The following is a 23,524-nucleotide window of genomic DNA, read 5'->3' as shown; positions in this document are numbered from 1 at the left end:
CGTAAGATGATTAATGTTCTTGCACAAATGTAGCACAAAGGATACAAAAGCAAAGCAAAGGGGCACAAAAGACCATTTGTTCTCTTGCGCCCCCTGCATTATTCTAATCTAAAACCTCAGGATTAATACCCTGGGTTTTGTACCAGTTTATTGTTCCGGTTCATTTCATCGCGATGGATCGGCAGATAGTATTGTTTATCCAACCAGGCACGGTTTTCCTTACCCGGGTCAATTTCAAAGACCTTGTAAGTATAATCGTAATTGCTTGGGTCATACTTGTACAAGGTCACGTTTTTACCCGCTTTCAGGGTACCATTGATGTTGATACCATTGGCTTTGCGGCCCAGGGTGGTGGGGGCAATCATCCAGCGGCGCGTATCGTGGTAACGTTGCTCTTCCAGGTACATTTCGACACGTTTTTCATTCCGCATGCGTTGTTTGAGTGCATCACCAGATTCGGTCAGGGCAGGCATACCCGCACGGAAACGAATTTTGTTGAGCCAGGTGCGGGCAGTAGCATCATCACCCAGTTCGATCAAAGCCTCAGCATAGTTGAAAACCATTTCGGTGTAACGCAAAACTGGCCATGGAACTTGTTGCCAGGTGTTTTGGTCAACAATGGATGGGTTTGGATCGATGAACTTACGTGCATAATACCCTGTGTAGCTACCGTTCCAGTCTTCTACACTACTCTTGCGTGTATCCAAGCCGAAGTGTGGCACTTTGTTGGAACCATTCATCACTTCGTAAGTACCCGTTTGAATCTGGTTGGCAGGATCTTTGGCTGCTACGTCAGAAGTACGTGGTTTCCAGTTTGAACCATCGTGCAGGATTGAAGCATAAAAACGTGGGTCACGATTGGTGTAAGGTGCAGCGGCATGGGCTGGATTGTTCCAATCAAACTTGCTGCCATCCATCATTTCATAATCGTCGACCATCAACTGGATCGGCGTGTTGCCCGCCCAGTTGTGGTAGCCATTAGGGCCGTTGAACAGACCCTGGCGGCCGCCGTTTTCCTGCTTGGCATTGATGAAATAACGGGCCATGATCAACTCCTTTTCACCTCCATTGCGAGAAAGAGCGATGTTCATGTAATTGGTTGTACCATCACTGGCAGAAGCAGGAGCATTCAAACCCAACTGATGGCCAAAGCCTGGCAAATCCAGTACCGCTTTGGCTGCATCGCGGGCTTTTTCCCAACGGGCCTTGCGGTCACCGCTTACATAGCCAATCAATTCAGGCTTGGCATAACCGGAAATTACAGTTGACTTCGCTTTGGCCGTTGGAATGTCGTGTAGGTCGCTAGCTGCGTAGATCAACACCCGAGCTTTAAGGGCCAATGCAGCAGCCTTGGTTGCCCGGCCAGCTACCAGTGTCTTACCGTCTAACAATGCCGCGGCTTCATCACAATCTTTGACGATGAAATTCACACAAGCTTCATATGAGCTTCTTTCAGACAAAAAGTCGGTATCGCTTAATTCATAAGGCTTATCCACGATTGGAACGCCTCCGAAATAACGCAGTAATTGCTGGTAGTAATAAGCACGCATAAACTTAGCTTCGCCCTTCAAACGATCTACCAGAGTAGGGTTGTTGAATTGTGGCGCTTCGAGGTTTTTCAACGCCAGGTTGGCAGCGCGGATGCGCAGGTACATGTTGCCCCAGCTCAAGGTGCCATTGATCCATCCTGGATCGGCTGGATTGGAGCGGCCTTCCGTGATGGTCGTAATGCCCCGCCCTGGGTGGGTGAAGATTGTCTCGTCGGTCAACGAAGCGTTCATTTGCTCGTCGAAACCACCGTTGCCAAATCCAGCGTAAATTTCAGAAACAAAAGCTTCTGCCAGCGAACCATCCGTCCAAACCGCCGATTGGGAAAGTTGGTCCAATGGTTGTGTATTGACGAAGTCGTCATTACAACTGTTGATGAACAAAAGGGCAATTAATCCTATGATGATGTTTCTCATCGCTTTATTGATTTTAGAGGTTTTAGAAAGTAACAGTTAAACCACCGTTGATTACCCGCTGTTGTGGGTAGAACTGGCCAGTAGCACTGCTAGATTCTGGGTCAAACGAATCGAAATCGGAAATGGTAAAGAGGTTCAAACCATTGAGGTAAACCCGGAAACTGGTCATGCCTGCTTTTTTGATGATGTTTTCAGGCAGAGTGTAACCAATTTCTACGTTTTTCAAACGGATGTAATCGGTACTTCTGAACCAATAATCGTTACCACCAGAGAAGTACTGGTCACTACGGTTGGCAATCCGCGGGTGTACACTGCTGGGGTTTTCAACCGTCCAACGATCAGTATACATGCTCAGCAGGTAGTTACCGATGTTACCCATTTCACCTGGGCTAACGTATTGCTTGGCACCCGCTGAACCCTGGAAGAGGATATTCAGGTCAAAGCCTTGATAGCTGGCAATTACATTCAAACCACCCTGGAAAGTAGGGATGTTGTTGAAGTCGGTACGTACACGGTCGTCAGGAGTAATTTTTCCGTCGCCGTTGAAATCTTTGTACTTCATGTCACCAGGACGCAGCGTGTTGACGATGGCTTTGTAGTTGATGGTTTCAGCATCGATTTCTGCCTGAGTTGCGAATACACCGTCATACTGGTAAACTTGCTCGGTAAACATTGGGCGACCAGTGGTGCGCTGCCATTCTGGAGCACCAGGAGCTTCATCCCAGAACAGGATTTTGTTTTTGGCGTAGCCCCCGTTTACACTCACATTCAACTTCAATTTGCCGATGTTGGTACGGTAGCCAATCAAGGCGTCGAAACCTTTGTTCTCTACTTCGCCGATGTTCTGAGCTGGCAAAGTCAAACCAGTGGACTGAGGCACGGATGCGTTTTTGGTCCACAAGATGTTGGTCCGCTTGTTGTTGAAGTAGTCGAATTCGAAGGTCACTTTGTCATTTAAAATCGATCCCTCCAAACCGATGTTCGCGTTGGTTGCAACCTCCCAGGTGATTAGCTCATTGGGGATACGTGCCTCAAACAAGGTTTTGGTTTCAACGTTGCCCAAGATGTAACTTCTGAAGCCATAAGTAGACAGGTACTGGTAAGTCGCGATTTGGTCGTTACCCATTTGGCCCCAGGAGCCTCTCAGTTTTAGGTAGTTGATGGCAGGAACTGCATCCATGAATTTTTCCTCGGAAAGTACCCAACCAGCCATTACGCCAGGGAAGAAGCCATAACGGGTTTCTTCGGGGAAGATATCCGAACCATCATAACGCCAGAGGAATTCCAAAAGGTATTTTTCCTGGAAGTTGTAAGCAACCCGGCCAAAGTAGTTCAAACGAGCACGTTCAAACGCACCGCCGCCGTTGTTTTTTTCAAGGTCGCCACCTGCAAACAATTGATCAAGTGCTGGTGAGATGAAGAAACGACGGAAAGCGTTGAAGTTGGTTCCTTCGATGGTTTCGCGGTTGGAACCCGCCAAAACAGTCAGGTTATGCGCACCGAAGGTTTTTTCGTAGGTCAAAACTCCTCCCAACAACACGTTCAATTGGGTGCTGTTGCCCAGGCTCAGGTTTGGCTCGGCAGGTCCACGTTTGGCGGCAACCAGTTTTGGCGTAACGCCATCTGCTTCAAAACCAGTTCCACGCTCATACAGAGTCCACGGAGTGGTCCAGCGCTTGGTGTTTTGATTCAACTTGTCGATGGCAGCAGTTCCTGAAAATTTCAAACCTTTGATACCCGGGATTTTAATGTCAATCTGGCCATTGGTTTGGAAATAATCGCGCTTGTCTTGGTCATAACCCGTTTGGTTGGTCGTGATGACTACCGGGTTTTGGCCGTTTTCAATGTCAGGTCCAGGGCGTCCGTCAGGCCAGTATGCTGGCTGCTGTGGTTTGCCCCGGATCAACATCCGGAAGATGGCACCTGCAGATTGAGTAGGGAAGAAGCGGTATTCCTGACGGCCCAACATACCCATGTTTACACTGATGTATTCATTGATTTTGGCGTCCAGGTTGATGCGCAGATCGTACTGCTTGTAGCCCGTAGCGGAGTTGATGTACACCCCATCCTGATTTTGGTAACCCAAAGAAGCGAGGTATTTGAGGTTTTCGGTGCCACCTGTCATTTGCAGGTTGTGGCGTTGTTGTGCCGACCAATCCTTGATGGTGGCTGCATACCAATCGGTATTGGGGTGCCCCCAAGGGTCAGAACCATCGCGGTACTTCTGGAAATCCTCAGGCTGGAATGGTGCCTTACGTACCTGACCATTCGGACGCGTGTAAGTGCCAGTGGTTTTGTAAGCCTGGGTTGCCGCAGCCCATTCGCTGGCCGGCAAACCATAAATGTCCAAATCGTTCAACATTTCGGTGTACTGAGCCGCATCAGCTACCTTAGGCAGTTGAGTGGGTTGAGTGTAACCCTGGTTGAAAGAGTAGGACAATTCGGGCTTGCTGATTTTACCTCTTTTGGTGGTGATCAGGATAACCCCGTTGGCAGCACGTGCACCATAAATGGCTGCGGATGCATCCTTCAATACCGAAATTTTTTCGATATCGTTGGGGTTCAAACGATCCAAGCCCCCTGCACGGGCAGGAATACCATCGATTACGATCAAGGCGTCGTTGTTGTTCAGGGTGTTGGAGCCCCTAATCCGGATACCGGAACCATCGTAACCAGGCTCACCACTGCGGTTTACCGCAACTACCCCGGCCATACGGCCTGCAATAGAGTTGGAAACGTTGACAGCAGGAGATTTAACCAAGTCGGAACCCTTTACACTGGAGACTGCCCCAGTAACGGTTTCCTTTTTTTGTACACCATAACCTACCACTACTACTTCGTCGAGCAGCAAGTTGTCAGTAGCCATGGTGATGTCAAGATTTGTGCGACCAGCAAGGGCTATTTCTTGCGTGGTGTAGCCGGTGTAGGAAAAAACTAGTGTAGCGTTTGCATCTGGTGCATTTAAACTAAAACTGCCGTCAAGCTCCGAAACTGTACCCGTGGTCGTGTTTTTAACCAGGATACTTACGCCGACAAGCGGCCCACTATCCTTGTCAATCACCTTACCCGTGATTTTGGTTTGTGCAAAAGCACCTGGAGGGAGACACGCGCCTGCTATACATAGCAAGAGAACTAACAGACTGCGTAGATTGGTTTTTTTCATGTGTTCTGCCGTGTTTGATAGGTTGTTAAAGAATCAGGTAAATACGCGATAAATGTAAAGAATACTTTTATAGATTTTGAAAATTTTTTAATAAAAAAAGAAAATTTCGTGAATTTAGTAAATCTAGGAATAAAATAGAGAATTTGGGATAAGGAAAATCAGTAGAGACAAAAAAAAGCCGTAAATGACATACTTCCTGTCATTCACGGCTTATGCAGAGACGCTCGGCCGTGCGTCTCTACGGTGCGTTGCCCGCCCTATTTCATTTTCTCCAAAATCAGATCAATGGCCTTATCCAATTGAGGATCTTTTCCTTCGAGGCGATCTTTAAAAGTGTTTTTCACATACACATCTGGTTTGACCCCCGTGATTTCGAGGTCTTTCCCATCCATGGAATAACAACCCCAGGAAGGCAGGCGGTAAAAAGACCCATCAACGAGTCCCTTGCCACTGGTGAAAATGATCCAGCGGTAGGTTTCAGTACCCACTACCGTACCCAATTTAAGGCGTTTGAACCCTTCGGTGGTCATTTCGGCATCGCTGAGGCTGGGCTCGTTTACCAGCAATACAATGGGTTTGGCACCTGGGGTGAAATTGGGTTGAGGAGATAATTGTCCCTCGCGGTATTTCCATTGGAGGTAGGGCTTTTGGGAGAGGAACTGCAAAACCTTATCATGCACGTTGCCCCCAGTGTTGTAGCGCAAATCCAGAATCAAGGCATCACGTTGCCAGCCTTCACTCACCATCTGTTTGAGGAAGTGATCGAGGGCACCGCCGCCCATGTCCTTCATGTGTACGTAAGCAATTTTTTTGTTGCTGCGCTCATCCACCCGTTTCTGGCAAGCCGCTTCCCATTCGTCGTACAACAAATCGTTGATGACAAAAGTGCTGACCGGATGGATTTTGACGGTCCGTTCCTCCTGCCCGCGCATAAAGGTCAGGCTGATTTCTTCATCCAAGGAAGGTCGAATGAGGTATTGTTCCCGGTTGTTGCGGGGCACTACCGCACTACCATTTACTTTGATCAACCGATCGCCGGGGCGAATGTCCTTGTCAATCCGGTCGGCTGGGCTGCGTGCCACGATGTGCTCTACCTTATAAGGATCATCATTGGAAAACAGGATTCCCGTTCCGGCGCTGCGCCCTTTGTAAAAAATCTCTTCCTCACTGCCGCTGGAGTTGAAACCCAGGTGTGAGGCATTCAACTCGCCCAACATTTCGGCCAACAAGAGCCGCAAGTCACTACGGGTGTTGAGGTGGGGCAAAAAAGCGGCGTAACGATCCCGGATGGCCTTCCAGTTTTTGCCATGGAAAGTTTCGTCGTAGAAGTTCTGCTCAATGTTGGCCCAGGCTTCATAAAACATCTGCTCAAACTCGGCGGAGAGTTTTTTGCGGAAGGTGTAGTCCATGGCGATGGTTTCGGTTTTGTTGCCATCAACGTTGAGCGTAGCAATGTTGCCACCTATTAAGATGTAATACTGGTTTTTGGCTGCGCTGATGTCAAAACCAAACCCGGTGGCGCCTTGAATCATCTCGGTTTTGGGCCGTTCGAAGGGTTCGAGCACCAGTTTCCACAAATTGGCTTTGCCTTCGTCGTGGTTAGAGGCAAAAAGCAGGGTGGTTTTTTCACCAACCTGGATCACATAAGGCGCTGACTGGTTGCCCAATGTTGGCCCGTGTTGTTGGATGCGTTCGTTCAGGTAGGCCTCATCGATCTGGATGGGAGTCTTTTTGGCAGTGGAATCTTTGGCGGCGGGTTTATCCGTTTTTTTCTCCTCCTCCTTAAACAATTCCTTCACCTTGTCCGAACGATAAGGCGGATCGTAAGCCCGCAGCGACATGCTGTATAAATCAGCATCCCCCAAACCAAAAGGGTAGGAGGGCTGAGTCAGATTGCCGTTGAAATAAATGTGTTTACCATCCGGAGACCAGCGTGGGGCAGCCTCGGTTACCCCAGTGTTGGTCAGGTTTTGGATTTTTTTGGTATCGAGGTTGTACACAAATATGTCGCGTTCAAAATTGCGGTAGGCGGTGTAAAGGATGTGTTTGTCATCGGGCCCAAACTGGGGCTCATCGCTGCCTATGTCCCAAAATTCGTCTTTGAGCAAGCTGCTGCTGGTCAGGGTGCCCAAGTCCAGCAGGCGCATTTCCTGGCGCCCTGCTATGTACACCGCTTTGGTTTTGTCGCTGTTGAAAGCCAGGTTGCGGTTGTTGTGCTGATCCTGGGTGATTTGTTTTTCGGCTCCGCTGCCGTCAGCTGGCAGGGTAAACCAGTTTTGATACCCTCCCACGGTTTGGGTAAAAAGCAGCGTTTTGTTGTCTTTCAACCAATGGATTTCCAGCGCCCGCCCCTCGGCCCGGGTGGGCAAGTGCTGAATGAATTTGCCCTTGATATCCGACACAAAGACCTGCCCACGGGCGATAAAGGCCAACTTTTTGCCATCATCCGATACGTTAAAGGCGGTAATGTTGCCTTTGACGTTAAAATCCTGCAATTGATCCAGGGTGACGTTTTGAGGAATACGAATGGCCAGGGTTTCGGCCCGTTTTTTCTTGACATCGTACACCTGGATTTGGTAATCGCGACGGAAAGCCACTTTTTCGCCATTGGCACTCACCTGCGGGTACCAGATCGAAGTAGTGAAGTCGGTCAACTTGACTTTGCGTTCTTTTTCGAAGGTGTACAGGTTGTACTCCCCATTGGCTTCGTCAGAAATGAAGTAAAAATTGCCCTGGCGATCAAAGGTCACGCCAAAATCCTTACCTGCCCAATTGGTGTATTGCTTGAACTCGCCCGAGCGGGGATTGTAGGATTGTACATCGGGATTGTGGTCGCCTTTATACCCTTTGCGGGTCATCGCGTTGAAACTTTCCCAGGACTCATTGAAAAAAATCTCCCCACCGCGCGGATGCTCGGCTATGTCGTTGACGGTGTGGTGATAATGGGGAAACAAACGCATCGGCGTGCCGCCTTCAATCGAAACCTTGTACCCACTGAAACGATTGTAACGCGAAGAGGTAAAGTAAATAAAACCGCTGTCCCAAGACCAGGAACTGACCAAATCATTGGCGTCGTGGTAGGTCAATTGGCGGATTTCACCACCATCGAGTGGCATGAGGTAAACGTCGGTATTGCCGTATTGCTGGGCGCTAAAAGCCAGCCATTTGCCGTCGGGCGAGGGGCGGGGGAAACGTTCGTCGCCTTCCATGGCGGTGAGGCGCGTAGCGAGGCCTCCAGCGCTGGGCACTTTCCAGACGTCACCAGCGTAGGTGAAATACAGGGTGTTGCCATCCGGCGAAAGGCTGGGATGGTCGCTGAAGTAGGCCCCGGGTTGGTTTTGGGCAAAACTGCCCAATGCCATCATTAATAGGAACAACATCGTAGGGGCAACCCTCGCGGTTGCCCTGACAATAAACAGCCAGGTAGATTTTTGCATGGTTGCTGAGCTATGCCGAAGCATGGTTAGTGAAAGGTTTGGGTGATTAAACGAGGACTAAATTAGTAGAAATTTTGAATTTATCCCATTCGGCTAGGTCATCTACCACAAGGTGGACTAGCCCTGAAGGGGCGACATCTGCTCAAGAATGGGCACAGCCCATTCTATTCCAAGATGCTCTACACCATCTGCCAGAAGATGGACTAGCCCTGAAGGGGCGACATTCTTCCAAGAATGGGCTGGGCCCATTCTTAGCGAGCCGAGTAATGTCTCAAGTTAAGAAGCCCTGAAGGGGCGACATCATCACCGCGGATGATGCCGCCCCTTCAGGGCTGGTGAGTATGAATAGAGCTGGGCTGTTGGGTCGAACGGGCTTCACCCATTCTTGAAGGGATGTCGCCCCTTCAGGGCTTAACAACTCAGATAATGTGCATCACCCAAACCGCCGAATATCCACCTCCCTATCCATCGCCTTCCCCTCCAACATCACCTCACACAAATGCTTTGCCCAAAACGGTGCCAGCGAAGCCCCTTTCGTTCCCAAGCCATTAAAAATCCACAAGTTTGAAAACTCAGGATGTTGCCCCAAAAAAGGCCGCCGATCCTTCACCGTAGGCCGAATGGCTGCCCAATGATCGACTACTTTAAACGGCAATTTGACCACCGTTTTTAAACGTTCCAGCAGTTCTACTCTCGCCTGTTCCGTTGGCTGATCGTCGTCAAACTGCCAGGCGTAGGTGGCCCCCACCCAGTACAGGTCATTGCCCAAGGGGGCGAGAAAGGTATTGTTTTGTTTGACGATGCGCTCAAAACCTGCGCCGGGAATTTCCACGATCAGCACCTCGCCCTTGTCGCCCCGAAAGGGGAGGTAGTTGAAAAAAGGGTTATTGACCCCGCCGTAGCCTTCACAAAAAACCACCCGGGAAGCCTCTATCTCGCCATAGCTGACCCCGTCTGGGTTGATGACAAGATCATTGTAATGAAAATAATTTTTACTCAGTCGATTTTTTCCCATCAACTGTTTTTGAAGAAAATCCAAAAAAACGCTGACGTTCAATTGCGCACTTTGTAAGGTTTGGCCGTAGGCGAGGGTAGGGTAGAGGAGTGGTTCAAGTGGTGCCTTGTCGGCGTGATCGCCCATGTAGGCCTGATAGCCAGGGTCACCTGCGCGGGCGAGCCAGTCGTTTTCTTCTTTGGCCGAAGTAAGGGCCCGGAGGATGGTTCGTTCGTGGAAAAAAGAACCGTCGAGTGCTTGTTCCAAGTCCCGGTAAGTTTGCCGGGCAAAAGGAATGAGTTCATCCACCCGCCAGGATTTGACGAAGTAACGCCCGGTGACCGGATTGATCAAACCAGCAGCACGCCGCGAAGCGGAACCTGCACCATCGGGATCGATGACGTAAATGGATGCACCAGCTTTTTCTAAAAAATAGGCGAGGAGGGAGCCAGCGAGTCCCTGGCCAACGATGAGGTAGTCAATTTTCATGGGCGTGGGTTGGGGCGAAAAGGGAATGAAAATACAACACGAAGAAGGAATTAGATTCTTTCCTAGTGCCTATATGGCTATTGCGCAGCTTCGCTGCAATTTTTTCACCACGACGACACGACGACACGACGATACGACGTTTTACGCGCTTCGCGCTTTTATAAAACGACGCGAAGCGTCGTATTGTAGCGGTAGCTATCGTCGTGTCGTCGTGTCGTCGTGTCGTCGTGGTGAAAAACATTTGGCGAAGCCAAATCAAACCATTCGTCGTATTGAACAAATTGGTATAGTCTGCGATCTTTATTTTACAAAAATCCATATCCCTCCATTTTACTCCAACCCCTCCAATTCCACCTTCAACTTCTTTGGCAAACTCGCCACCACCAAATCATACGAATGATCGATCAATTCCTGCAGCAGTTTATTGCTCAATCCAGCTTCACAATACACCGTATTCCAATGCTTTTTGTTCATGTGGTAGCCGGGAAGCACGTCGTCGGGGTGTTCTTCCCGCAATTCGATGGCGCGTTCGGGGTCACATTTGAGGTTGATGGTTTGTACATCTACATCCAAGGGGACTAGCGCAAATATTTTGCCCATCACCTTAAGTACCATGGTGGTTTCACCAAAAGGAAAACTTTCTTCCACCCCTTTTTTGGCCAGACAATAGGCGCAAACTTCTTCGACGTTCATAATATTAGTTTCTTATTAAGGCATAAACAAGCTCTGGAGCGGCTAAATTTATGAAAAATTCAGCCTACTTTGCACACCAAACCGGGACAAACATGCAGACCCAAAAACTCATTCAGGGGATTCACCACGTTACTGCTACCGTCAACGACGCGCAGGAAGATTACGATTTTTATACCCGCGTGCTGGGCATGCGTCTGGTGAAAAAAACCGTAAACTTTGACAATGTCCACGTGTACCATTTTTATTATGCTGATGAGATCGGAACACCAGGTACCGTATTTACAACTTTTCCCTACAAAGACCAGCCCAATGTAAAGCGGGGAACGGAAGGTTCGGGCATGATCCTGAGTACGGCATTGTCGGTTCCAACCGCAGCCTTGCCTTTTTGGGAACAACGCCTGCATGCCCACGGTGTTTTGTTGACCCATGGCGAGCGCTTCGGGCAGCCTTTCCTGTGGTTTCGTGACCCATCCGGTTTGCAAATTGAATTGATGGGAGACGATAGTGATGCCCGGGCACCCTGGCTGAATCCCTCCGAACCGGAAATCACTGCGGACTATGCCTTCCGGGGCATTCACCATGTGATGTTGTCGGTGGCACCGGAGCATTGGCAGTCCATGATTGAGTTTTTGACTACTGAGATGAATATGGCGGTGGCAGCAGAAGAAAACAACCGCATCCGCCTCAATGTCAACGGCGGCGGGGCCGGTCATTACCTGGAAATGCGCCGCGATGCCTATAGCCACAAGGGCCGCAACGGCATTGGCACCGTACACCACGTGGCCTGGAAGGTGGCCGATGATGAAGCACTGCTGGCCATGCAGGCGCGCATCGCCGAATTGGGCCTGAACCCCACCGAGTTCCGAGACCGCAAGTATTTCCATTCGGTGTATTTCAAACCTTCGGCGGGCATGTGGTTCGAAATGGCGACCATGCAACCGGGCTTTATGGTGGATGAAGCGCGGGAAGAGCTGGGTACTCATTTGCATTTGCCGGAGTGGGAGGAGCCCAAGCGGGCGGAGATTGAGGCGGTGTTGCCGAAGTTGAGTTGAGAGCTAATAATGTAGAGCATCTTAGAAAGAATTGTGCCTAAACCAGTGTTTACAGAAGACCATGAAAACAAGATTGACTTTTCTGCTTTTACTGTTCAGTGTATTTTCTGTGAAAGCGCAAAACCTGAGCAAAGCCTTGCACCTCAACCAGCAAGAACATTTCCGAGGTGCTTTGCCCGTAACGGAAATTCAGGAGACCTACCACGAGCTGCCAAGCAAAAAGCAAACCCTTACCCGTTCATTGTACAACGCGGAACAAAAAATCATCCTGAAAGCAGTGTATGAAAAAGATCAACTCCGCAGCAAGGACAGCACCACCTATCAAGCTGAGCCAGGGGTAAAGAAAGCCACCATTTTCGAAACCTGGGTAGCTGATGGTACTTATGAGCGCCGGACTGAGAACTACATTTACGATACCCGGGGCTTTTTGGTGCGTATCAGAGAGTTCAGCAAGGATGGTTACCTGCGTTTTGAAACCCGCATCAAAAACGTGGGTCGGGGCCAACCTTCCGTCATTGACAAGTTTGACGACGAAGACAACATGGCAGGCACTACAGAAGAAGCCGAGTATTTGCCGGATCAGAATCGTTACATCGTCAAAAAAATAAATCCTTTGGGCAAAGAATCTTCCCGCGATACCCTGGTGCTGGATCCACAACAGGGTGCCGCATTTCCCGCCAAAGGTGAAACCTACAATGAAAAAGGGGACCTGATCAAATCCATTACGCCCAAAGCCACCACCATTTACGAATACCGCTACGATGAACAGGGCAATTGGATAGAAAAAAAAGGCTTCCTGCTGGAAATGGAAAAAGGCAAGAAAAAAAAGGTTTTGCAGGAAAAATGGGAGCGGAAGATCAGTTATAAAACCAAACCCTAAGTAGCTCAACATCTCAACTCCTCAACTTTCTCAACTTCTCAACTTATCTTTGTCTCTCAACATCCAAACAAAAAAAATAAAAACAACCGTGGCAGGAAGTATTTTTGGCAGTGCCTTTCGCATCAGTACCTTTGGAGAATCACATGGCAAAGCCATTGGAGTAATTATTGATGGTTGCCCAGCCGGACTGGACATCGATGAAGCTTTCATCCAGGCTGAACTGGATCGGCGCAAACCCGGTCAGTCGGCCATCGTCACCCAACGCAAAGAAAGTGACACCGTTCAAATCCTTTCCGGTATTTTCGAAGGCAAAAGCACTGGCACACCCATTGGTATGCTCATTCCGAACGATGACCAACGCTCCCACGATTACGGCCACATCGCCGACAAATACCGGCCTTCTCATGCAGATTTCACTTATCAGGAAAAATATGGCGTTCGCGACTACCGGGGTGGTGGTCGCTCCTCCGCAAGGGAAACGGCCGCCCGGGTAGCAGCAGGCGCCATTGCCAAATTGTTTTTGACCCAAAATGGAGTCAATATTCAGGCATATGTCAGCCAGGTGGGTCCGCTCATTTTGCAAAAAGGCGCTGATGAACTAGACCTCTCACTGACGGAATCCAACGACGTACGTTGCCCCGACCCCGAAATGGCCGTTCAAATGATTGACCTGATCAAAGCGGTGCGCAAGGATGGGGACACCATCGGCGGGGTGGTGAGTGCGGTCATTACTGGTTGTCCGGTTGGTCTGGGTGAACCTGCCTTTGATAAACTCCATGCCGACCTGGGCAAAGCCATGCTCAGCATCAATGCCTGCAAGGGCTTTGAATATGGCTCTGGTTTCGCCGGAGTGAGCATGCGCGGCTCGGAGCACAACGACGTTTTTTACCAAGAAGACGGCATCATCAAAACCCGGACCAATCATTCCGGCGGCATCCAAGGCGGCATTTCCAATGGCATGGACATCACTTTCCGCGTGGCCTTCAAACCCGTTGCAACCATTATTCCCGCTCAGGAATCGGTCAATACCCAAGGTGAAACTGTAGAGGTAACCGGTCGTGGTCGGCATGATCCTTGTGTATTGCCGCGAGCAGTGCCGATTGTAGAGTCGATGGCAGCGTTGGTGTTGGCAGATCACTTGTTGCGGCAGAGAATGACAAAAAGTGGAGAGTAAAAAATAATTGAATATAGCGGAGAGGCTTTATTTTCCAGGGAATATTTTATTTTTGATAAAAAAACAGTGCATGCCGTCTAAAAAATATTTCAAGAATCTTATTGTAAGAGGAAAAATTGGAGAAGCATTAGCTGAAATGATGAAGACTGCTGAGGAGACTGGCCAGGATGATTTGTCCAATGATTTACTACTGCTGTCTTCCCGCTACAATCGGAATGAAGCTCAACTCAATAGGGGTGTTATCGATACCAGGGATTATGATTTAGCAATCAATCGTATTGCCAACACCTTGAATGAATACGTTGACCAATTGGAGATAAAAGAAGAAGAGGAAACCAGCACGGCTACGGCTACAGCAACATCCGTAACGGATCCCGCTCCAGATAGATTTATGGCTCTTCCTGCCGGAAAACCTAAAAAAATAAAATACGGTGAAAAGGCTTTCCGAGAAATTGAGTCTTACTCCACTCAAGGCCTTGCGTTGATTGTAACCGCTACGGATACTGAGACCTCAGCCTTGCATCAAAAAATGGCCCCGCTGCCTGGTGAAGAAGGTTTGCTGGAGGTGAAAAAAGATAACGCTACTTATTTTTTGGGCAAGCTAGGGAATTTTGCCATTGCGAATGTTGAATGCGGAAGTATGGGCTCTTCAGCCTCAATGGGTTCCATTCTAACGGTTTCAAACGCCATTAGTGCCCTTCAACCTAAATTTGTATTGATGGTTGGTATAGCTTTTGGCATTGATGGGGCCAAACAAAACATTGGTGACGTTTTGGTCTCTGAGCATATTTTACCTTATGAAATCCAAAGAGCGGGTAGTGATCAAATAATTTGGCGAGGTAGTAAACCAGAAGCCAGCAATACCTTGCGTAATAATTTCAAAAACCTTCGTGGTTGGGAATATACACTACCAAATGGGGAGGAAGCTACCCTGGAACTTTGTGATATTTTATCAGGTGAAAAGTTAATTGATAACCTGAATTTAAGGAACCAATTGGTACAACAGTTTCCAACTGCAAAAGGAGGAGAAATGGAAGGAGCCGGGCTCTATGCAGCTTGTCAAGACAAAGGAGTTGAGTGGATACTGATTAAATCCATTTGTGATTTTGCCGATGGTAATAAGGGAAGTGGCAAAAAAGAAAAACAAGCACTAGCCATTGAAACGGCGCTTGATGCTTGTTTACACGTTTTTAAGAAAAAATATGTATTCGAAGCATTGGGATTAAATGCACTTCAAGAGGATTGATACATGTACTTTTATGATGGAAAGTGAAAAACAAAAACATCATTTTTCACCTTTCACTTTCCGTTTAAAACTCCGGATAAAATCCGCAAAAGAGTCGTATTCCTTTCTGAAACTCAGGCCTGTGCCCAGTTGAAATCTTCGGCCACCCACGTCTGGTTGTAGTTTTTGAAAAATTCGGAGCTTGAGGTTGCGATCCGGGGTGATGGCGTATTCGATGACCACGTCGGTCCCAACAAAGGTATTGACCTCCAGGCCAGGTACATTGTTTTGGATGTTGCCTCCTACCTGTACCGAAAGGCGGTCTTTCAGGAAATAGGGCTTGAGACTAAATTGAAATTCGTTGTTGCCGCTGCTGGTGAGGGCTTGCCGTACATTAAAATTGATATCGGAGAGCACCCCTTCGCCCACCAGGTCCTTCAACAATTCGGTAACCATTAAAGATACCTGATTGGAAACCAGCTCACTCACCGAGTTGAGGGCGAAAGCGCGTGCCTGGGTACCCAGGGCAAAATCGGCTGGCAAGAATTGTCCAAAGAGGATCAAACCCGATACCTGTTTGTTCAATTCGTTTTGATCCTGTTTGAGGATGCGGATTTTGCTTTCAGCAAAACTTTGCAATTCGCCCCGCAGGTTGGGGAAAGCCAAATCAAAATCGATGGTTGGCTTGAGCAGATCGCCCCGCAATTTCATGCGCAGATCGATGTTGGTATTGGTATTGGCGGCTGCTTTTAATTCATCCGAAGCAGCCACCAGGTACTCCTGAATAAAGCTGTAAACGGATGCGCTCAGGTCTCGGTATTCCGCTTCCAGATTGATGATGGCCCCAAAGGGGTCGCCATTCCAGGTAAGTGTACCTCCTTCTTTAACCCTAAATCCTTTGTTGAACAAATTGTAGAGGGTAAAAAGGTACTCTCCTTCATCAATCACTATTTCGCCGAACATCTTAAAATCGCCGCCTCGAGGCACGGAAATTTGCACTGCACCTCGCCCAGCACCTTTGATGACGTCACCCGATTGCTCATTAAAAATGATTTGCATTTCGGCCCCCCGTTGCACCGTGATGTCAAGGTTGATGCCAACCCCTGTAAGTTCCCGCTCGTCTTTGGCCTTTTCTGCCTTCGGGGTTTTTTCAACAAAACGGACGAAGTCCAATTGTCCCACTTTACGTTCGTTGCTCACCGGAATGATCAGGCGAGAACCTTCTCCAACGGAGGCGATCACCGAGATGTCGGGCCTTTGGAAGGAACCCGAAAAATTGATTTTCCCCATCCCAATGGCTTGCCCATAAAACTGTTCATTGTCGCCTTTTTTGGTGTCCAGCGCAAAGAAAGGTTCGAGGGTGTTTAAACTGGCGTTGAAGCCAAACCGCTTGAGGTGGTCATGGCGAATACCCCCATCCAGGCGAGCACGGTTTTTGCGTTTATCGTAAAGAACCATACCCGACAAGTCAAAGAGAAAATTGTCCACATCCACATTTCCCCGTTCAAAAGTATAGTTCGTTTTGAGGTAGTCTACCGTAAAGCCCCCCTTCATCAGGTACATTTTTCCAACGATATTGGGGTTGCTGAAATCGCCATTCAAATGGATATCCGTATCAAAATAACCATAAAGATTCTTGAACACATCGCCTACAAAATAGTCGGCAATATTGAGGGGATAGGAGTGGATATTGAGGTTGGCATCGAAATACCTGGCCTGCTGTTCCGTACTTTCTCCAAAAGTGCTAAGGTTGTAATAGCCTTCCATCAGCAATTGGGCCGTATCCTTGGTAAGGGAAAAGTAGGCCTCAAGAGGGTGCTGGCGGTCTCGCATTTTGACATCCAAACGCATCAGCCCCCAGTCGTCCTTGTTGATGAACAGGGTGTCGCTGATTAGCGACAAACCAATATTTTTCAACCCGAGCAAATCTTCAACCCGTGCTTCGAGGTTACAGCGGCCACCAAATTCCATGGGTTCAAAATTGAGGTACCCATTGAGTAAACCCAGATCCATGTTGTTCATTCCCAGTTTGATCCCCTTGCGGCCCAGGCGATCGAGGCGGATGGATTTTGCACCATTTTGTAGTGCAAAGTCTTGAACATCAATATAGTCCTTGCCAAATATAATGGTATTGAGTGGATTGATGGACCAATTGGTATTGAGCAAATGCAAATCGGAATTGCTCAGGCGCATCAACATGGTGTTGCTATCGCGAATGAAAAAACGCCCGTCCAGGTTGACTTTGGACAAAACCCGGGAGGATTTGTCGGCATATGTCAATCCAAAATCAATGGTATCGCGATCAACCGAGGTTTGTAGGGTAATATTGGGTAGTTTTTGTTTGTCGTTGATGCTCAAGGAGGCGGTGTTGAGTGTGATGAAACCCTGACCATCATTCAGATCAACCCGGAGGCCCAAATCGGTGGCGGCCAAAGACCCGAAACGGAATTCGGGGGCATCCAGCTTGGTAATCAATTTTGCGGTAAGGTTGTCAAATTCTCCACTCAAGGTGAAGTTTTTTAAGGGACCCAACTGGGCATTGAGCAATTCGTGCAGGCCTCCGCTGTTTTTTATTTTGATGTCGTACTTGAATTGTTGTGGCCGCAGCAAGGAATCCACTTTGTTCATCTTGAAGCGTTGGGCAAAACCCGGGAAATTGTCGTAAATAAACAATTGAAAAGCTGCCGGGATTTTTTCAATATCAAAGCGACCATTCAGATGTGCATCCATTGCATCGGAGGCAATATCCAACTTACGGTTACCCGTGCTATCCAAGGTGGATGAGATGTCAACCATTTTGAAATGGTAAGTTTGGTCTCCTTTATTGAGGTCAAAGTCTTTAAATTCGGCTCGGCCCACCAGATCTACCAGGTTTTTGGCCTGAAAATTCACATCCACATTCCCCGTCAATACAATTTCTTCCTTGCTAAAATTGAGCTTTTGCAGGTTCAGTTTATTGATGGAGGAGTAAAAGTTGTATTCTGGTACATCTTTGGAGAGGTCTACCTTACCTGTAAAATTCAGGTCGATGTTGTTGTCGGCGATGACCAGGTTACCGTCAAATTTACGGGCTTTAAGTTCACCCTGCATTTGGGCGTTGGTGTACTTATAGCCCTTGAATTCAAAACTTTTGATGTCTGCACTAAGTTTGGCCCGGGCATTTTTTCCAGCCAGCCCATATCCGTCCCCTTCACCTACCTTAGCTAGCAGGCTTATTTTTCCAAAGTTTTTGTTATCGGTCCATTTGCCCAGGTCAAAATTGTTGAGCACTACGGTTCCGGAATAAGAGGCCCGTTCAGGGCTTTCGGTATTTTTGAGCGAAACGTTCAGGTTAGCGCTTCCAATGCTGGTGGACAATTGCCCGATGGTGGTGAAGCTGTTGAAAAAACCAATGAATTCACCCCGGTATTCCAGTTTGCCCAGTTTGTCAAAATTGCGGGGCAAACTAAAATTGGGCAATAAGTCCCGCAGCGTGCGCATGCTGGTGCTGAGCTGATCCATGCGCAAGTCGATGGATTCATTGTCTTTTACCGCCAGGTTACGGGCATCAAACTTGCCTTGCAAAAAGGTGCCATCGGGCAGCAATAGCCTGAAATTGCGACCATTCAAGTTGTTGACCAAACCATATATTCTGCCGTCCAGGGAAAGGGTCGTTTCTTTGTTTTTGCGGAAAAAGGGATTTGTGGTCAAATCCGAGGCGAAGGCCATGATGTCGCGCATGGCAATTTGGGCACCGTTGAATCGGTTGTCCATGCGTACGAGATTGGGGAAATCGCCAAAATCGTCGAAAGAGTCGAACTTTAGTTGAATGGTGTCACCAATGTTGGAATGGGGGGTGACAAGGGCGGCCCCGTTGAGGGTGATTTCCTGAGAGCTGACAATGGCTTCTTTGGCCGCCAGACGGGACAACTCAAAACCACTTTTTTCCCGCAGAGAGATATTCCCCAGTTTGCCCGAAAAAACGTCGTTGTGAATTTTGAAGTCCTGGATTTTGATGTCAATGTCCTGCACTTCCATGTGGGCAAAGTCGATGGTGTCGCGAGCAACCTTGATTTTAGGGGCCTTGCGGTAATTGTGGACCTTAAAAACGGACTCAGAAAAATCAATTTCGGCTACATCAACTTTCCAGCGGCTGGTATCCAGTGCGCTACTGTCCAATGGTACCTGTTCTTCAATTTCAGTCAAAGATTCTTCATAACCAGGACCGTAGTTCAGTTCATCAATGAATACCTTAGCTCCTTTGAGCCGAATGTACTTTGCTTTAAGTATTTTTTGGGGGAGGTTCATTTTATCGATGGCAATCCGGCCCCGGTAAATGTTGATTTCCATCCGTTGCCCCCGATGGAGGTCATTTTTTAAAAAGACCACCTTGTCGAGGTTGAGCTTTTTGATGGCCAATCCAAATGGCTTTTTTTCTTTTTTGGGGCCTTCTGGCTGGGGAGGAAACAACCTTTGTAATAAAATCTCCAGGTTGTTCAGTTCGGAAGCGGGAGCTTTTTGAATGTTGAAGCGCCCTTCTCTGATGCTCAATTCGTCAAAAACCAAACCTTCGCGGATTAAAGTGATGGGACTGAGTTTGATTTGAGCGTTCAGGCTTTTGCAAAACAATAAGGTATCGCCTTGGTCATCTTCAAAGTATACGTCCTTTAGTACCACTTGATTGAAAAAACTCAGGCGAAAATGCCCTACTTCGGTGCGGGTATGGGTCGTTTTGGAAATGGCTTTGGTGGTCTCATCGATGGCCCATTCCTGGATGATGGGAATCTGGAAAAGCAGGAATAAAACAGTCACGCTTACTGCCGTAACCGTAAGCGTGACCCTGAGGATGGCAGCAACCCGACGGTATATTTGCCAAAGCACCCAACGTATTTCGCGCCAATTTTGCTTCGTTTTTGGTTCCTGATTCTCCATTCTACAATAAAAACCCAAAACTACAGCAAAATGACAGGTTTGTGCCTTACATTAACAAAAATTTAGTACGGTTTTGTACCGCACTTCATACAATTGGACATTTTGCTCGGAGGAGATGAATTGCCCCTGGCTTTAGCCTGGGGTATTGGGACACCCTCTGAATTGGGCTTTAGCCCTGGCTCAAAAATTAAGGCTTGGGCTAAAGCCCGATCAAGAGGGCAATCCCAATCCACGCGCTAAAGCACGTGGCAATTCATGTTCTCTGCCTCCAATAGGCAAAAACTTTTGGTTACATGATCGAACCTATATCGTATTTCACATGAAAGCTGCATATTATGAACAATTCCGTGGCCCTATCCAGCTGGCCACCTTACCTGATCCTACACCTCGAGCTGGTGCTGTGATCATTCGTGTACGCGCCACTGGTATCTGCCGAAGCGACTGGCATGGTTGGCAAGGGCATGATTCAGATGTTCACTTGCCGCATGTACCCGGCCATGAACTGGCGGGAACGGTAGAAGCACTGGGTGCCGGGGTAAAAAAATGGAAAGTCGGAGATCGGGTAACCGTTCCATTTTGTGTGGGCTGTGGCGATTGCCCTCAATGCCACCAGGGGCAGCAACAGATTTGCGACCATTATTTCCAACCAGGTTTTACTGCATGGGGATCTTTTGCTGAATACGTGGCCATCGACCATGCCGACCACAATCTGGTGCGCTTGCCGGATGAAATGGACTTTAGCACGGCCGCAGTTTTAGGTTGTCGCTTCATCACGGCCTGGCGTGGAGTTACTGCTCAAGGGCGGGTTCGGGGCGGTGAATGGGTAGCAGTGTACGGTTGTGGCGGGGTGGGTCTGTCCGCGATCATGATTGCAGCAGCCTTTGGTGCTCAGCCCATTGCGATTGACATTGATGAAGAAAAACTGGCTCTGGCTCTTTCGCTGGGAGCGGTGGCTGCGGTCAATGTGCGCAAAACGCCTGATGTAGTTGCAGCGGTACGCGAGATCAGCAAGGGCGGCACCCAACTTTCGGTGGATGCGCTGGGAAGCCACGAAACTTGTAAAAACTCCATCCTCAGTTTGCGCAAACGGGGGCGGCATGTACAAATGGGCCTACTGGCTGGTGACCAGGCCAATCCACCACTACCGATGGGCACAGTGATTGCCAACGAATTGGAGATTTTGGGCAGCCACGGGATGCAGGCGCATCAATTTCCTGGCATGCTGGACATGATTGTAAGTGGAAAAATCGAACCCCAGCGGATGCTGGGCAAGGTCGTTCCTTTGGAACAGGGGATTCAGGAATTGATGGATTTGAATTCGTTTCGGGGGAATGGGGTGACGGTGATTGGGTTTCCGGGGTGATTTTTCCATATGGGATACAATTAACCTCCACTCAACTTTAATTTAACATGAGTAAAGTATTTTGGGGGCTTAAATGATTTGCTCATGAGAATGTGTCTTCTTGTACTCCTATTCCTGCTGAAAACGGGTTTTATTTCAGCGCAAAACAACGCACCTGAAACCAAGTTCCTGGTACAACCCTACCTGCAATTTTCCACCCAAAATGGCATGTATGTGTTGTGGGAAACCAAAGAGCCCGCTACCACCCTGGTGCAGTTTGGCGAAGCCCGCGCCAATGTTGAACAGCTTGTACTTGACCGCGAGGCCCGCCTGGAAGGCACCCGCTTGATGCACGAAGTTTTGCTCGACAACCTGAAACCCGAAACCAATTATTTCTGGCAAGTTACTACCATCACCCAGTCTGGTGAACGCATTCAGACTCCCGTTTACACCTTCAAAACGGCGGTAAAGGACAGCAGTGCATACCTGTTTGGTCTGGTTGGAGATACTCAACGCAACAACCGCACGCCCTGGGCCTGGGGCAAAATTGCCGAAAAACTGTGGCAAGACCGGCCCAATTTTGTGGTTCATGCCGGTGACGTGGTAGATCAGGGCTTGGACAAAAACGACTGGGTGGATAATTTTTTCCCCAATGGCCAAATTTTGATGAGCCGGGTGCCCGTATACACCGTTTTGGGCAATCACGAACAAGATGCGCCCTATTACTATCAGTATATGGTTGCCCCCGCCCCTGAATACTACTACACCTTCAAATACGGCAACGCGCAATTTTTTATGATCGACTCCAACCGCGACCTCAAGGAGGGCTCCGAGCAATACAACTGGTTGGAATGGGAATTGGCCAAATCGACGGCCACCTGGAAGATTGCCGTTCACCACCATCCTCCCTATTCCTCCGATTCGGACGATCATGGCAATACCGCCAGGGAGTTATCTACATTGGGGGTAAGTAATGCTCGCAACCTGGTGCCACTGTACGAACGCTATGGCCTGGATTTTTGCCTCTTTGGCCATACCCATTTGTACGAGCGCAGTTGGCCGATCAAAGAGGACCGGATCAACATGAAAAATGGGGTTGTGTACATCAATTCCGGTGGAGCAGGGGGCGGCCTGGAAGAATTTGCGCCAACCCGTAGCTGGTTTACGATGGACTTACAAATTGTGCACCACTACTGCACTTTTTCAGTTTTTGAAAACAACCTGGTGTTCAAAGCGATAGACCACGAAGGGCGTTTGTTTGATACTTTTCAAATGCAAAAAGACGAAGCCAAAGGCAAAACCGCAAGTGTGCTCCAACCACCAGCGCCGCAGTTCAATACCGCGGCTACCTTGTTTCAGGATCAAACTACGGTGAATGTGTCTGCTGCTTTTGAGGGCCTGCAAATTCGTTACACCCTGGATGGTTCCGAACCTAACCGCAATAGTCCAGTGTATACCCAGGCATTGACCATCAAACAAAGTACTTCACTCAAAGCCCGCGCTTATACGCAGGATGGCCGCGCCAGTCGGGTGGTAACTTTGAATCTGCGAAAAATGGCCCCACAAACAGCACAAAAGCTGAAAAAAGTGGAAAAGGGGCTCAAGTTCAGCTACTACGAAGGAACTTGGACAACTTTACCCGATTTTAAAACTTTGACGCCGCTGAAGACCGGACTAAGCACACAGGTTGGTCTGGCGGAAATTGGACACCGCGACAATCAATTTGCCGTAGTAATGGAAGGCTATATTGACATTTCGCAAAGCGGACTCCAAACCTTCTTCCTTAATTCCGACGATGGTTCCAAATTGTACATCAACGATGAATTGATCATCGACCACGATGGCGACCACAGCGCCATCAAAAAAACGGGTCAAACCATTCTTGCTGCGGGCAAACACAAAATTCGTATCGAATACTTTGAGCGCAGTGGAGGTCAATTTTTGCAGGCAGGATTGATGGATGAAAAAATGGGGGCAGTACCGTTTACGCCGTTTCAGTTGGGGCATGAATGAGTCCAAATTTAATGGACTTGAGGTAAATTGAATATCAGGTAATTGATGAAAAATTTAATAATTTTGGCATAAGGCTTTTTCGAGTTCCGAGTTAAGAATACATGACTTATGAGTTTTGAAGTGGGGGGCCCCCGCCGGGTGGGCAAGGGCAGTGTGTTAGGAGCGGCGGGTGCGCACTTGAAAAAAC

General features: G+C 48.5%; 12 protein-coding genes. 6 read left to right on the top strand and 6 right to left on the bottom strand.

Annotation, left to right across the window (positions count from 1 at the left end):
* Window positions 1-122: 122 nt before the first annotated feature.
* The 5 genes from SFV55_RS07545 to SFV55_RS07525 all read right to left on the bottom strand — a co-directional run bounded on the left by SFV55_RS07545 (window position 123) and on the right by SFV55_RS07525 (window position 10,740).
* Window positions 123-1,964, bottom strand: coding sequence for a RagB/SusD family nutrient uptake outer membrane protein (locus tag SFV55_RS07545; protein ID WP_320028873.1), 1,842 nt, complete (start codon window positions 1,962-1,964; stop codon window positions 123-125).
* A gap of 22 nt (window positions 1,965-1,986) precedes the next feature.
* Window positions 1,987-5,127 (bottom strand): TonB-dependent receptor, encoded by a 3,141-nt coding sequence (locus SFV55_RS07540; protein WP_320028872.1) that lies wholly within the window; start codon window positions 5,125-5,127, stop codon window positions 1,987-1,989.
* A gap of 257 nt (window positions 5,128-5,384) precedes the next feature.
* Window positions 5,385-8,507 (bottom strand): S41 family peptidase, encoded by a 3,123-nt coding sequence (locus SFV55_RS07535; RefSeq protein ID WP_413776694.1) that lies wholly within the window; start codon window positions 8,505-8,507, stop codon window positions 5,385-5,387.
* A 490-nt stretch (window positions 8,508-8,997) separates the two neighbouring features.
* Window positions 8,998-10,047 (bottom strand): FAD-binding oxidoreductase, encoded by a 1,050-nt coding sequence (locus SFV55_RS07530; protein ID WP_320028870.1) that lies wholly within the window; start codon window positions 10,045-10,047, stop codon window positions 8,998-9,000.
* 330 nt (window positions 10,048-10,377) lie between these two features.
* Window positions 10,378-10,740 (bottom strand): MmcQ/YjbR family DNA-binding protein, encoded by a 363-nt coding sequence (locus tag SFV55_RS07525; RefSeq protein ID WP_320028869.1) that lies wholly within the window; start codon window positions 10,738-10,740, stop codon window positions 10,378-10,380.
* 92 nt (window positions 10,741-10,832) lie between these two features.
* On the opposite strand from SFV55_RS07525, the gene SFV55_RS07520 reads away from it, so the two are divergent.
* From SFV55_RS07520 to SFV55_RS07505, 4 genes are all read left to right on the top strand, one after another.
* A complete protein-coding gene (locus SFV55_RS07520; RefSeq protein ID WP_320028868.1) occupies window positions 10,833-11,792 on the top strand; it encodes a VOC family protein in 960 nt (319 codons plus the stop codon).
* Between the two features lie 61 nt (window positions 11,793-11,853).
* The gene (locus tag SFV55_RS07515) at window positions 11,854-12,672 is read left to right on the top strand and encodes a hypothetical protein (RefSeq protein ID WP_320028867.1); all 819 of its coding nucleotides are present in this window, start codon (window positions 11,854-11,856) and stop codon (window positions 12,670-12,672) included.
* 88 nt (window positions 12,673-12,760) lie between these two features.
* Complete coding sequence (gene aroC / locus SFV55_RS07510; RefSeq protein ID WP_320028866.1) at window positions 12,761-13,846, top strand: chorismate synthase; 1,086 nt, start codon at window positions 12,761-12,763, stop codon at window positions 13,844-13,846.
* Between the two features lie 70 nt (window positions 13,847-13,916).
* Window positions 13,917-15,092, top strand: a complete 1,176-nt coding sequence (locus SFV55_RS07505) for a hypothetical protein (RefSeq protein ID WP_320028865.1) — start codon at window positions 13,917-13,919, stop codon at window positions 15,090-15,092.
* A gap of 39 nt (window positions 15,093-15,131) precedes the next feature.
* Here SFV55_RS07505 and SFV55_RS07500 read toward each other — a convergent pair whose 3' ends face one another.
* Complete coding sequence (locus SFV55_RS07500; RefSeq protein WP_320028864.1) at window positions 15,132-19,931, bottom strand: translocation/assembly module TamB domain-containing protein; 4,800 nt, start codon at window positions 19,929-19,931, stop codon at window positions 15,132-15,134.
* A gap of 370 nt (window positions 19,932-20,301) precedes the next feature.
* On the opposite strand from SFV55_RS07500, the gene SFV55_RS07495 reads away from it, so the two are divergent.
* Window positions 20,302-21,345 (top strand): zinc-dependent alcohol dehydrogenase family protein, encoded by a 1,044-nt coding sequence (locus SFV55_RS07495; protein WP_320028863.1) that lies wholly within the window; start codon window positions 20,302-20,304, stop codon window positions 21,343-21,345.
* 84 nt (window positions 21,346-21,429) lie between these two features.
* Entirely contained in the window at window positions 21,430-23,337 is a 1,908-nt protein-coding gene (locus SFV55_RS07490) for a metallophosphoesterase (protein ID WP_320028862.1), read from the top strand.
* The last annotated feature ends 187 nt before the right edge of the window (window positions 23,338-23,524 follow it).

The sequence above is a fragment of the Haliscomenobacter sp. genome (genome assembly GCF_033763495.1).
GTDB lineage: Bacteria > Bacteroidota > Bacteroidia > Chitinophagales > Saprospiraceae > Haliscomenobacter.
Note: the sequence above shows the minus strand (reverse complement) of the source record. Positions and strands in the feature narration are given on the sequence as shown.

Coding starts and splice junctions, on each gene's coding strand:
- SFV55_RS07530 (WP_320028870.1), bottom strand. CDS start 10,047: ATGAAAATTGACTACCTCATCGTTGGCCAGGGACTCGCTGGCTCCCTC.
- SFV55_RS07515 (WP_320028867.1), top strand. CDS start 11,854: ATGAAAACAAGATTGACTTTTCTGCTTTTACTGTTCAGTGTATTTTCT.
- SFV55_RS07490 (WP_320028862.1), top strand. CDS start 21,430: ATGAGAATGTGTCTTCTTGTACTCCTATTCCTGCTGAAAACGGGTTTT.
- SFV55_RS07525 (WP_320028869.1), bottom strand. CDS start 10,740: ATGAACGTCGAAGAAGTTTGCGCCTATTGTCTGGCCAAAAAAGGGGTG.
- SFV55_RS07545 (WP_320028873.1), bottom strand. CDS start 1,964: ATGAGAAACATCATCATAGGATTAATTGCCCTTTTGTTCATCAACAGT.
- SFV55_RS07540 (WP_320028872.1), bottom strand. CDS start 5,127: ATGAAAAAAACCAATCTACGCAGTCTGTTAGTTCTCTTGCTATGTATA.
- SFV55_RS07505 (WP_320028865.1), top strand. CDS start 13,917: ATGCCGTCTAAAAAATATTTCAAGAATCTTATTGTAAGAGGAAAAATT.
- SFV55_RS07520 (WP_320028868.1), top strand. CDS start 10,833: ATGCAGACCCAAAAACTCATTCAGGGGATTCACCACGTTACTGCTACC.
- SFV55_RS07495 (WP_320028863.1), top strand. CDS start 20,302: ATGAAAGCTGCATATTATGAACAATTCCGTGGCCCTATCCAGCTGGCC.
- SFV55_RS07535 (WP_413776694.1), bottom strand. CDS start 8,507: ATGTTGTTCCTATTAATGATGGCATTGGGCAGTTTTGCCCAAAACCAA.